At 50.4% G+C, this 12205-nt stretch carries 16 protein-coding genes; 7 read left to right on the top strand and 9 right to left on the bottom strand.

The genetic code is table 11. The features are described 5' to 3' along the window. Window positions 1–92 precede the first annotated feature (92 nt). The 7 genes from exuR (at window position 93) to ACUW6V_RS19280 (ending at window position 3790) form a co-directional block, all read left to right on the top strand. On the top strand, window positions 93–872 hold the full coding sequence (exuR, locus tag ACUW6V_RS19310) for a transcriptional regulator ExuR (RefSeq protein WP_004385815.1): 780 nt from the start codon (window positions 93–95) through the stop codon (window positions 870–872). Window positions 873–1187: 315 nt separating this feature from the next. Continuing rightward, complete coding sequence (gene yqjA, locus ACUW6V_RS19305) at window positions 1188–1850, top strand: DedA family general envelope maintenance protein YqjA (protein ID WP_004385816.1); 663 nt, start codon at window positions 1188–1190, stop codon at window positions 1848–1850. A gap of 3 nt (window positions 1851–1853) precedes the next feature. Next, entirely contained in the window at window positions 1854–2237 is a 384-nt protein-coding gene (gene mzrA / locus ACUW6V_RS19300) for an EnvZ/OmpR regulon moderator MzrA (protein WP_004385817.1), read from the top strand. A gap of 152 nt (window positions 2238–2389) precedes the next feature. Next, window positions 2390–2758: a DUF1090 domain-containing protein gene (locus tag ACUW6V_RS19295; RefSeq protein WP_007854187.1), complete on the top strand. Its 369-nt coding sequence runs from the start codon at window positions 2390–2392 to the stop codon at window positions 2756–2758. 35 nt (window positions 2759–2793) lie between these two features. After that, window positions 2794–3096, top strand: a complete 303-nt coding sequence (locus tag ACUW6V_RS19290) for a DUF883 family protein (protein WP_004385819.1) — start codon at window positions 2794–2796, stop codon at window positions 3094–3096. 2 nt (window positions 3097–3098) lie between these two features. Beyond that, entirely contained in the window at window positions 3099–3497 is a 399-nt protein-coding gene (locus ACUW6V_RS19285; RefSeq protein WP_004385820.1) for a phage holin family protein, read from the top strand. Beyond that, on the top strand, window positions 3494–3790 hold the full coding sequence (locus ACUW6V_RS19280; RefSeq protein ID WP_004385821.1) for a YqjK-like family protein: 297 nt from the start codon (window positions 3494–3496) through the stop codon (window positions 3788–3790). Before ACUW6V_RS19285 ends, ACUW6V_RS19280 begins: the two co-directional genes overlap by 4 nt. Window positions 3791–3915: 125 nt before the next feature. On the opposite strand, the gene ACUW6V_RS19275 is transcribed toward ACUW6V_RS19280, so the two are convergent. The 9 genes from ACUW6V_RS19275 to ACUW6V_RS19235 all read right to left on the bottom strand — a co-directional run bounded on the left by ACUW6V_RS19275 (window position 3916) and on the right by ACUW6V_RS19235 (window position 12179). Next, window positions 3916–4566: a DUF1120 domain-containing protein gene (locus tag ACUW6V_RS19275; RefSeq protein ID WP_014729725.1), complete on the bottom strand. Its 651-nt coding sequence runs from the start codon at window positions 4564–4566 to the stop codon at window positions 3916–3918. 18 nt (window positions 4567–4584) lie between these two features. Continuing rightward, a complete protein-coding gene (locus tag ACUW6V_RS19270; RefSeq protein WP_097649786.1) occupies window positions 4585–5235 on the bottom strand; it encodes a DUF1120 domain-containing protein in 651 nt (216 codons plus the stop codon). A gap of 106 nt (window positions 5236–5341) precedes the next feature. After that, window positions 5342–5893: a DUF1120 domain-containing protein gene (locus ACUW6V_RS19265; RefSeq protein WP_202629929.1), complete on the bottom strand. Its 552-nt coding sequence runs from the start codon at window positions 5891–5893 to the stop codon at window positions 5342–5344. Next, window positions 5884–8244: a fimbrial biogenesis outer membrane usher protein gene (locus ACUW6V_RS19260; RefSeq protein WP_004385825.1), complete on the bottom strand. Its 2361-nt coding sequence runs from the start codon at window positions 8242–8244 to the stop codon at window positions 5884–5886. The genes ACUW6V_RS19265 and ACUW6V_RS19260 overlap by 10 nt, the downstream gene beginning before the upstream one ends. Before the next feature lie 94 nt (window positions 8245–8338). Continuing rightward, complete coding sequence (locus ACUW6V_RS19255) at window positions 8339–9040, bottom strand: fimbria/pilus chaperone family protein (RefSeq protein WP_454038780.1); 702 nt, start codon at window positions 9038–9040, stop codon at window positions 8339–8341. A 167-nt stretch (window positions 9041–9207) separates the two neighbouring features. Next, a complete protein-coding gene (locus tag ACUW6V_RS19250; protein WP_014729730.1) occupies window positions 9208–9891 on the bottom strand; it encodes a DUF1120 domain-containing protein in 684 nt (227 codons plus the stop codon). Between the two features lie 112 nt (window positions 9892–10003). Next, window positions 10004–10651, bottom strand: a complete 648-nt coding sequence (locus tag ACUW6V_RS19245) for a DUF1120 domain-containing protein (RefSeq protein ID WP_007896894.1) — start codon at window positions 10649–10651, stop codon at window positions 10004–10006. A gap of 68 nt (window positions 10652–10719) precedes the next feature. After that, complete coding sequence (locus ACUW6V_RS19240) at window positions 10720–11412, bottom strand: DUF1120 domain-containing protein (protein ID WP_014729732.1); 693 nt, start codon at window positions 11410–11412, stop codon at window positions 10720–10722. 68 nt (window positions 11413–11480) lie between these two features. Then, window positions 11481–12179, bottom strand: coding sequence for a DUF1120 domain-containing protein (locus ACUW6V_RS19235; RefSeq protein ID WP_014729733.1), 699 nt, complete (start codon window positions 12177–12179; stop codon window positions 11481–11483). Between the last annotated feature and the right edge of the window lie 26 nt (window positions 12180–12205).

Genomic DNA, 12205 nt, shown 5'->3' with positions numbered 1-12205 from the left:
TGCGGGCGGCTTTTTCATGGGCGTCGAGTGGAGGGCTCCCCCGAAAAGTGGTATAACAAATCTAAGCAGTATCGTGTTCACTGGAGTCATACATGGAAATCGCAGAACCGCGCCGTCTGTATCAACAACTGGCCGCTGAGCTTAAGCAACGCATTGAAGAAGGCGTTTACCAGGTGGGTGAAAAGCTCCCTGCCGAGCGCTTTATCGCCGACGAGAAAAACGTCAGCCGCACGGTCGTGCGTGAAGCCATCATCATGCTGGAAGTCGAAGGCTATGTTGAAGTGCGCAAAGGTTCCGGTATCCATGTCATCGCCAACCAGGCAAAACATCACGCCCCGGCCCCTGAGCAAGAATATGAATTCGCAAGCTACGGCCCGTTCGAGCTGCTACAGGCCCGCCAGCTTATCGAGAGTAATATCGCTGAGTTCGCCGCCACCCAGGTAACCAAGCAAGACATCATTAAACTGATGGAAATTCAGGAGAAAGCGCGCAACGAGAAATTCTTCCGCGACTCCGAATGGGATTTACAGTTTCACGTGCAGGTCGCACTCGCCACGCAAAACAGCGCGCTTGCCGCGATAGTCGAAAAAATGTGGACCCAGCGCGTGCATAACCCGTACTGGAAAAAACTGCATGAGCATATCGACGCACGTACCGTCGATAACTGGTGCGACGATCATGACAAAATCCTTAAGGCACTGATTCGCAAAGATCCACACGGGGCGAAGCTCGCCATGTGGCAGCACCTGGAGAACACCAAACAGATGCTGTTTAACGAAACCAGCGACGACTTTGAATTTAACGCCGACCGCTATCTTTTTGCCGAAAATCCGGTGGTCCATCTCGACGCGGCGGCAAACGGCGGAAAGTAATACTCTTCTTACCGCGAGGGTAAGCAAACCATATATAGTGTCAGCGTGTGTAAATACCCTCGCCAGCCTTATTCCCGGAAAGCAAAATCAACCTTCAACAAAGCACGATTTCTGTGACGCATCAGGCAGAGCTTTGTTACAATTAGACGCATTTCCTGGTGAAAAGTTAGCGCTTGCTTACTTCTCTCATTGCACACGGAGCCGTGCCAGCGCCAGGAACGCACAGAGCGCTGTTGACGTCCTTCATACCGCAGAAATGTCGCAATGCTATCTGTTCTACCCCATTGGCTTTAACCGATGTGCCAGGATCACTGAATGGAACTTTTGACACAATTACTTACTGCGCTTTGGAGCCAGGACTTCGAAACGCTGGCCAACCCCGGCATGATTGGCATGCTCTATTTTGTGCTGTTTATGATCCTGTTTCTGGAAAACGGCCTGCTGCCCGCCGCGTTTCTGCCGGGCGACAGCCTTCTGGTGCTGGTGGGCGTGCTTATCGCCAAAGGCGCGCTGGGGTATCCGCAAACGGTGCTGCTGCTGACCGCCGCCGCAAGCCTCGGCTGCTGGGTGAGCTATATCCAGGGGCGCTGGCTCGGCAATACGCGCATCGTGCAGAACTGGCTTTCGCATCTGCCCGCGCATTATCACCAGCGGGCGCATCATCTGTTCCATAAACATGGCCTGTCTGCGCTGCTGCTGGGCCGCTTTATCGCCTTTGTGCGCACGCTGCTGCCGACCATCGCCGGGCTCTCTGGCCTGAATAACGCTCGTTTCCAGTTCTTTAACTGGATGAGCGGCCTGCTTTGGGTCGTCATTCTCACCACGCTTGGCTATTTACTTGGCAAAACGCCGGTGTTTCTTAAATATGAAGACGCCCTGATGTCCTGTCTGATGCTGCTGCCGGTCGTGCTGCTGGTTATCGGCCTGATAGGATCGCTCGTGGTGTTATGGAAGAAAAAACATGGAAACCGGAGCTAAAGGATGGCTTTCACACGCGCGCTTTCTCGTCGTCTTACGCTAATGCTTTCGGCAGGCGCGCTGCTGGCCGCCATGCTGCTTTGCTGGGCCGCGCTACAAAAACATGAAACCACGCTTGAGATACGCGCGGTGTCGCAGGGTGCGACTATCCCGGATGGTTTTTCCGTCTGGCACCATCTCGATGCCAACGGTATCCGTTTTAAAAGCATTACGCCGCAGGATGACATTCTGCTTATCAAGTTTGATACCAGCGATCAGAGCGAAGCAGCCCGCAAAGTGCTCTATCGCTCGCTGCCGCGCGGTTTTGTTATCGCCCAGCAGGAAGAAAAAAGCCTCACCCCCGCCTGGCTCACTCGCCTGCGTCATGACATTCAGCGCCTGGGTTAACACTTCCAGGAATCTGAATCTTTTCACGGACTTTGGGGTTTGCGTTATTACTTACTATGCTTGAGTAAGCGCAACCCATTGTTCTGTCCGCGCAACACAACCGGAATCGCGTATCGCCTGTGGCCTTACGCAACACAATGGAAGGTTTAATCATGAATTACCGCACAGTACTGGCCTTAGCCCTTTTTTCCTGGAATGCCGCAGCGCTTGCCGCCTCCCCTTGCGAAGAAAAAGCGCAGGAGATTGAAAAGGAGATCCGCTACGCCGAGCAGCACCATAATCAGGGGCGCATCGACGGGCTGAAAAAAGCGCTAAGTCAGGTACGAGCCAACTGCCGTGACGGCGATGTGCTCGCCGAGCACCGGCAGAAAGTGGCGAAGAAACAGGCGGAAGTGGCCGAGCGCCGCGCCGAATTGCATGAAGCGTCGCAGAAAGGCGATGCTGAAAAAATTGCCAAACGTCGCCACAAGCTCGCAGAAGCCGAGCAAGAGCTTAAGGCGCTGAAAGCTCAAGATTACTGAGCTTATGGATAACCCTCACTTATCAGGAGAGCATTATGTCAAAAGAAAATACCGACCACCTGCGCGCTGAGTTGAAATCGCTTGCCGATACGCTGGAAGAGGTGCTGACCGCCTCCGGGGACAAATCGAAGGAAGAGATGAGCAAACTGCGCAATAAAGCAGAGCGCGCGCTGAAAGACACCCGTTATCACTTAACCGAAACCGGTGATGTGATTGCCAAACAGACCCGCGAAGCGGCGGCGCGTGCCGAAGATTATGTGCGTGAAAATCCGTGGACCGGTGTGGGTATTGGTGCGGCCATTGGCGTCGTGCTGGGCGTGCTCCTGACGCGGCGCTGATTATGACGGAGCCTCGTCACGCGCAAGGGCCGGGTAAAAGCGTTCTCGGCATCGGACAACGTATCGTCACCGTGCTTGTAGAGATGGTGGAAACCCGTTTACGGCTCGCTGTCGTGGAGCTGGAAGAGGAGAAAGCAAATCTCTTTCAGCTGCTGCTGATGACTGGCCTGACGATGCTGTTTGCCGCCTTTGGACTGATGAGTCTGATGGTGCTGCTTATCTGGGCAGTCGATCCGCAGTATCGCCTTAACGTCATGATTGGCACGACCGTCACGCTGTTTGTGCTGGCGCTGATTGGCGGCATCTGGACGCTCAGGAAATCGCGCCAGTCGACGCTGCTGCGTCACACGCGTCATGAGCTGTCTAACGATCGTCAGTTGCTGGAGGATGACAAGTCATGAGCATGAGCAAAGCCGAGCGCGAAAGGCGCAAAGCGCTGCTGCTCAGTCAAATCCAGCAGCAGCGGCTGGATATGGCCGCCAGTCGTCGCGACTGGCTTGCCGCAACCGGCTCTTATGACCGCGGCTGGAACACGTTGCTGAGCCTGCGCTCCTGGGCGCTGGTCGGCAGTAGCGCGATGGCTATCTGGAGCATCAGGAACCCTAATTTCCTGCTGCGCTGGGCTAAACGCGGTTTCGCCGCGTGGAGCACCTGGCGGTTGATTAAAACCACCATGAAACATCCGCTCCCCTGAATGGTTCGCAGTTTCTGGCCGCGCTAAACGTAAAACACCCTGCCGCCATAAAGACGACAGGGTGTTTTATTTTATGTAGTAATTATACGGCCAGCATGCGCAGAGCGACTGGCAAATACCGTTGATTACAGGTAAACCAGAGAGAACGTTGCCGAACCCTGGAAATCCAGTTGATCTGTCACGCTATCCGCAACAGTCTTTTCAAAATAATAGGTGGTATCCATTTTTAAATTAAACGTCTTACCACTTTTAGGCGTCAGCTCATCCTGATTCGCAAAAGAGTAAAGCGTATTAATATGGTTTAAGGCGCGAGCCTTACTCCAGTCCTGACCATCATTGCCGGAATAAATCAGATTTGCTGCCGCCCCGTCGATCGTTTCTGCGTTTTCATATAACTGATACAAGCCAATCGCTTTATCATCAGCGGTTTTACCAAAACCGTATGCACCGCTATAATCGGTCACCAGTGAAGCAGGAATGGTACCTTCGTTATTATCGGTAATGGTAAAACCAACCGCAGTATCTGCAGTACAGGTAATGGTTAAATTTATTTTTTTATGCTGCTCAGAAATCGCTTCATAGGCTTTATCATTATCTGTGGTGGTCATATTGCCAATAGGAATATGACCGAGATCAATCACGCCACCATTTTCAAACGTCGGATTACAGGCGGTTAAAGTCAACGTACCCGTAACTTTTAAATCGACGCTGTCGCTGGCATAGGCATTCATACCAAAAGCCATCATCAGCGCACTGGCTAAAACTAACTTTTTCATTTTTACTCCTTAATAAAATTACAGATAAACCAGAGAGAACGTTGCCGAACCCTGGAAATCCATTTCATCTACTACGCTTTCTACAACAGACTTTTCAAAGTAATAAGCCGTATCCAGTTTCAAATTAAATACCTTTCCGCTGGCCGGAATATATTCATCTTTATTAGAGAAGCTAAAAAGGGCATTCTCGTAATTTAACGCATGCGCTTTACCCCAGGTTTCCCCATTATTTTCAGAGAAAAGTAACCAGGCATCCACACCATCGATACTTTCAGCATTTTCATACAGCTGATATAAGCCAATTTCTTTGTTATCCGGTGATTTGCCGAAACCATAAGTGGCCATATAGTCTCCGGCCAGCGATGCAGGAACCGTTCCTGCCTGATTATCAGTAATGGTAAACCCAAGCCGGGTATCGGCAGAACAAGTAATCGTTAAATCAATTTTTTTATGCTGGGCTGAAGTGACTTCGTAAGCTTTGCCATTATCAACCAGGGTCATACTTTGAACGGGAATATGCCCTAAATCAATGATACCGCCATTCTCAAATGTCGGGGTACAGGCGGTTAAAGAAAGCGTGCCCGTTACTTTTAAATCGACACTGTCGCTGGCATAAGCATTTATACCGAAAGCCATTAATAATGCACTGGCTAATGCGAGTTTTTTCATCTAAATGTTCCTTTATAAATAGACAATATCCCCGTTACCCTGGCGGATAACTGCCTCTGTCGCCCTGCCATTGTGCCCCCCCGTTAACAAGGCGCGGGATGGTGTATTACTGCTGGGTTTCGACCGTAAAATGCAGGTTACTTTCCAGCGTCGTTTTATCGGTGACTTGCGTATCGCGCGTGCTTAATGCCGGGAGTACCGTCAGCGTCATCGAAAATTCTTTCCCTTCCGCCACGCCCGCACCGCTCATGGGCAGCAGGCCTTCGTTATCGCGCCAGAGTTTTTTATCGCTGCCGCTGCCTTCGGGAACAAACGCCGAATGGCTGTGAGTTTTACCCAGCAGCACCGGTTTTCCGTCGAGCGAAGCATCCGAGGCTTTCACCAGCATCAGGCTGTCAGACGCCATGCGGAACCCGTCATCATTCGCCCCGCCCTGCCCGAAAATGGCCATTTTGGTCGGCGCGTCGCAAAGCGCGGTGATCCGCACTTCCCGCTCATGCAGCGTTTTCCAGCGTTTATGTTGGCCTGAAAAATCTTTTTCATGCACCTTGCCGTAATTCAACTCCGGGCGGGAAAGCGTAAGCTGGCACTCCGCGTGGGCGAGCCCTGCGCAGAAGAGCCCGAAAATAAGCGCGCCGGTTAACCGTTTCACTGACATACCCCTTTCGTTTGTTCATAGAGCTCGTTCTGATGCCCTTTTTCCGCGAGGTGATAATGGATCTCGCACTGGCGCTGCCCGTCTTCATTCACAAGAATCAATGACTTGATGCTGTCGACGTCATTAAGGAATACCAGTCCGTCATCAACAACCGTGGTCACATAGTTGCCTTCACCATCAACCAGCGTGCCGTTCTTCGGTACGGGGCGACCATCACTCATCGTGACATTCAGCATGGCGCGACGAACATTCAGCACGCTGAAGCTAATATTGCTCACCGCGCCATGTCCGGCAGCCGCCATCGAGATGCCGTTGTTCACATCGATATTTTTCGGCAACGTTTCTGTGTTCATTTCGACCCGCGCAGGCTGATACGCCGGCAGCGAAGGCACGACCGCCTGCCCCCAATGGTCAGTCCAGACCGGACCATCCGGCGTTTCAATCTCAACGCCGCTGACGTGATCGTTAACGGAAGCGATACCAAACGTGTCCTGGATGGCATACGGCGAGAACGTCACGCCGTTGCTGTGCGCTACGATGCCGCCATTGAGCGTTACGCTGGTATTGGTGTTGTCCGTGCCATCTTTGCCGGCGCTCAGACCGAGCTGGGTGTAGTGCAGGTTGCTGTTCACCGAGCCGTTAAAGCTGTTTTGGCTTTCTTCCTTATCCCGCTCCACGGAGACGGAGTAATAGGTATTACGGGAAAGATCCCCGGAGAGGTTCAGGCCGTTGCGCGTTTCGTCATCACGCTGGTGGGTATAGGCCGAAATACGCTGAGAGCCCAACGGTACAGAGACATTGACGTACAGCATGTCGCCATAGTTCTGGTTATCGCGATGGCTGTCATCGTGAGCCGGATTAAGCAAGTTTTGCCAGTTCACGGATACGGTCGCCCAGCGGAAGGTTTTCCCCCAGGAGGCATTGACATAACGGGAATCGCGATCGCCATCCGCCCCTTTATCGAGGCTGTAACCCAACGAGAAAGAGCCCAGCCACGGGTGGCTCCACGACGTGTTCACACTGTATTGCCCGGCGTACTGGCTGAAATCGTCATCCAGCGTATCGGTTAATTCACGATAGCCCTCGCTGTAACGCGTGGCGGACGCGGAGAATGACAGGTTATTCGCCGCGCTATAACCAATATTAAGCGTCGTGCTATGCCCTTTGTTATCGCCGTAGCTATCCTGCGATGCACGCAGGGTTGCGGAAGCCATCAGGCCAGGCAGCGCCTGGACATCAAGCTGCGCCGCCAGTGCGTTATACTGCTGCGCCGTCATTGCGCCAGCGCTCAGATTCATCCACGGCTTCAGGTGCCATCCGTCTGATACGGTCGCAAGCCAGGGCTGGCGATCGTTATCGCCTTTGTCTCGTGTGCGTCCCATCGCGATGGCCAAACCCTGCGGACGCGAAAGCGTATTACCACGCAGCGCGTCGGCGGCGATGGTGTAATGGCTTTGTGAGCCGTCGGTTTCAGTCACCGTGACATCAAGCGGCGACGTACCAGAAATCACCTGAACGTCATCAAGCGTAAACGGCCCGGCGGGAACCAGCGTGGAGTGAATGACGCGACCATTTTGCTTAATCTCTACGCGCGCCTGCGCCGAGTGCGCCATGCCGGTTACCGTCACGCCACTGCCAGATGTACCAGCAAGACTGCTCTCCGGAATAAACTGCACGCCACTTATCGACGCGCCGGAAAACAGCGTATTGCTGATGTTGATCTGCCCCGCCTGCATTAAAGTTTTCTTACTTTCGAACGTATGCTGAACGTAGGTATAGAGCACATCGTTTTGCGTGTTGCCGTCAGTGCGTGAAAGCGACTGACGGCTGCGCAACAGCCAGTCATGAAAGTTAAAACCGTTCTCAAGCGACAATTGATCGTAGCGGCTTGAGCCATCTCCGTAGCGATACTGTGATGAAATCAGCGAATAGTTCAGCATCGCGGCCGTACCGCCATGCGTCATATTTTCCGGCATCACGATATCGTTAGATAATGCCTCCTGCGGCACAACGATGGAGAGGCTCTCTTCACCAGGCAACGGCGTGATAACCGTAGACGGATAATCTTTCTGATAATCATAACAACCGGACTCATCCGTTTTATCGCCCCGCAATGCAGACGGCACCTGTAACCCCGCGCTCTGTAAAAAAGCGCGGTCGACGCAAAGTTGCCCTTTATCGCCGAAACGGGCCGTTACCGTACCTTTTTCTTTACCGTTAATGGTTAATGAAACCGGTCTGCGTCCTGGGAGGAATTTCGCTGCGTCGGCAAAATAATTACCAAGCGTTGTATCCAGTCCACGGTTTTTTAATATATCCATATCGAATTGCGCCTCCTGGCCCAGGGCCATCAAAGGGCAAAACGCCGCCTGAGCCAGACAAAGGCTGACAAGAGCGGAAACCCGCTTAACGCGAATAGGCATGATCTAAACTCAGAGTAAAAGATTAATGGTTATTTAATGGCGCGTTATAACTTTCAACCTGAATACCGTAACGGCTTGCAGGAACAAATCGCACCTGGTTATTTCCTGAAGCGCTACTTTTGGCTGCCACGGTGATAGATTTGCCCGGCAGAATATAGCTTTTCTTCAGCAACGCTGGCACATGCCCGGGCAGCAATTCAATCTGTGGCGCCAGGCGTACGACATACGGGCTTGGGTTTTTAACGGTCACATTATTCCCGCTCGCGCTCCATTCCAGCAGAGTCCAGGCATCTTTTACCACTGGCAGATTAACCGGATGAATAAGCACAGGAATATCCTGGCGAATATTAAAACCAACTTTATTTTTGCCTGGCATTTTTTGAGGAATACCTTCAAACGTAACACGTTTGAGATGTTCCGTTTTCATCGGCGAGGCGGTCTGGAGAATAAAACGCAAATGCTGTGTTTGTCCGCCTTCGACACGAATTACCGGTTGAGTGACGACCAGATGGCCTTCTTTATCGTCAGGCAGGTCAACAATATTGGTATAGAGCAACTCTGGTTTATCATCGGTATTTTTAATATTAATACTGCCGCCCTGATCGGCTTCATTAATAATTAACAACGACGTTTCAGGTACCATTCCGGCTGCCTGAGAAGTAGCGGCGTGGCCAAGCGCCATTGCGACGATGGATAATAAGAAAAAGCCTTTTTGCAGTTTCATGAATCACCTTTATGTAATATTAAACCCAAAGACGCTCAGCACGTCCCGCTTAAGTTGCTGACATGATTACCGGATTGTGTCGCCGCCACAATTTCAGAAAATTTAAATACGCTTTAAGCTTTATTCATTCATGATATTTATTAATTAAGCCCATCAAAAACAGCAGATTACAGATACATTAACGTGATCGTTGCAGAGCCAGTGAGTGAGGTATCATCGCTAATGTTCAGCGTATTGGTAGCCTGAACGGCAGCGGTGATCTTTAAGGGCCAGACAAAGGTCTGAGCGCTGACGATAGTGGCATCCGTTGCTCCGCTCGCTTCTGCGGCAAAGATATAGCTGCTGTCGTTTTTGATTTCACCTGCCCCGGAAACATACCAACTGCCAGACCCTGGCTTATATAACATAGTGATTTTATTGCCATCTGCCGTCACGTTGCTTTTATCGACATAAATGGCATAAGCCCCGATATTCACGCCCGCTGCCGTCTTTCCTAAGCCAAACTCGTAGCTGGCATCGGATAAATCTTCGCCATTAAATTTTGGATCTTTAATGTTAAGTGCCTGCACACTGTCTTTTTTATTATCCGTAATAAACCAGCCAACGGGCGTAGATTCAGAACAGGCAATAGTTAACGTCAGAAACCGGGAGCCTAATTGATTCGTTTGCGTTTCACTTAAATTCCCCACCGGGATATGGCCAAATTTCGCTTCGCCGCCATCGGATAATGTGGGTGTACAGGCTGCCGCCTCAAGCGTCGCGGTAACTTTAAGATCAACGCTATCGCTGGCATATGACACGCCAGATAGCACAGACAAAAAGCCCGCCAGCAGCGTAATAATTTTGAACATGTTTTTCCCTCTGCGATAATATGACATAGCGAGCAGGCTAACAGACGCGCAATTTAACTGCGCGTCTGTTAATTTAATAATGACTACAGCGAAATTGAATCACATCCCGCTTTTAGATATATCTCAACGTAAAGGTTGTTGAACCAGAAAAAGCCTGTGAGTCGCTAATTTTGTCTGCCATCGCTTTTGAGAACGCTACCTGAACATCCAGCGGAATTGTCGCCGTGGTCAGCGGCTCAGGCGTGGATGCGCCTTTTTTCGCCACGGTATAATAATCATTAGGCGATGCAGTCAGCCCGGTAGTGCCGCCATTCCAGGTTGAGCCGCTATTGGTAGAATAAAGCACTGAGGCCTCTTCACCGTTGACCGACGCCGGTTTTTTGTTAGCAAAAACCGTGTAGACACCAATATTGTCACCCGCCTCGGTTTTGCCCAGGCCAAAAACACCGACCGCGCTATTCACCGAAATTCTGGAATCCGGATTATTATCCGTTGTCATAAAGGCAACAGGCATCGCCGCGCCACAGGTGATCGACAGCGTTGCATCATAGTGCTGCGTCCAGTAAGCATTTTCGCTTTCGCTATACGTCAAATTTTTTACCGGAATGGTGCCTACGTTAATCTCATTTTTATCGAGCGAAATATCGCACGCGGCGTTGACCAGCGTACCTTTTACTTTTAGCTCGACAGAATCTGCCGCATGCGCAGCACCTGCCAGCGCTGTCATTACGACGCCTGCCAGAACTATTTTGTTAAACATGGTTTTTTCCATAAACACTAACAACAGATTGATACAATTGCGCCATTCATAAATGGCGCAGTCATTATTTAGATATAAACCAGTGAAATAGTGGCAGAGCCATCCAGGTTGGTGTTATCTGTAATCGCAAGGACATCCGTGCCCTGAATAGCTGCAGACACAATTAACGGGAAAGTAAAGTTTTTACCCGCTTTAGGAATAACAGTCCCCGAGTCAGCAATCGTCAAATAACGGTCATCGGGAGAAAAGTTACGCACAGACCCATCTCCCGTTTTGCTCCAGTCATTTGCGGCATTACCCAGGTTTTTATAAATGACATCGCCAGACGTGCCATCGATAGTCGCTTCAGGAACATTGATACCGACGCAATAAGCACCAATATTTACATTTCCTGCTGTTTTGCCTAAACCGAACTTATTCGACCCCGCGGTACAATTACTGCCATTATAAAACGCGCTATTGACTGTCAAATCAACCATAGATTCGCTCCGATTATCTTTTACATCAAAAGCAACCGGCATTTCTGAATCGCAGGTGATAGTTAATACTATCTTTTTTTGCCCTAAAGAATTCGTTTCAGTTTTAGAAAGATTACCCAGCGGAATATGCCCAAAATCAACCACGCCACCATTTTCCAGCGATGGCGTGCAGCTGCCATTCACCAGCGTACCTTTCACATTAAGATCAACCGAATCCGCTGCCTGAGCAGTGCCTGCCAGCGCCATGATTACAGCACCCGCCAGGATCATTTTGTTAAACATTCTTTACTCCATAAACGCCGTAAATGGCATTATCAAAATGGATATCAATACAATGCCGATTATTTAGCTTAGATATACACCAGTGAAATAGTGGCAGAGCCATCCAGGTTGGTATCATCTGAAATAGCGAGGGTATCTGTACCCTGAATGGCAGCAGCGACCTTAATTGGCCAGGTAGTAACTTTCGCGGGTAAAACGGTGCCATCAGAAGAAGATTCAGCTTCAACACTGTAAACACGGCTGCTATTACTTTTTACTTCGCCAGCGCCTGAAACTACCCATTTAGTCTTATCCGTCGGATCACCGTCGGTGTACATCATCTTGGCATTAACACCGTCTGCCAGGACATTGCCTTTATCCACATAGACAGAATAAGCACCGATTTTTACACCGCCTGCGGTTTTACCTAAACCGAATTCATACTCAGCGCCAGTGACATCTGAACCGTCCCATTTACCATTTTTAATGGTTAATACTTGTACGCTGTCATTTCTGTTATCAACCATGGTCCATCCGAGAGGCATGGCTGAGTCACACGTGATGGTCAGAACTAACGAACTACGGCCTCCCAGCTGGTTTGTATCGGTTTTACTTAAATTGCCCAATGGCGTGTGCCCAAAGTCAACTACGCCATTGCCAGATAATGTTGGCGTGCAGCTGCCATTCACCAACGTACCTTTTACATTAAGATCAACCGAATCCGCTGCCTGAGCAGTGCCTGCCAGCGCCATGATTACGGCGCTTGTCAAAATCGCTTTATTAAACATTGTTTACTCCATAAACGCCGTAAATG

This window comes from Cronobacter sp. 153480017-3 (assembly GCF_053627815.1).
Note: the sequence above shows the minus strand (reverse complement) of the source record. Positions and strands in the feature narration are given on the sequence as shown.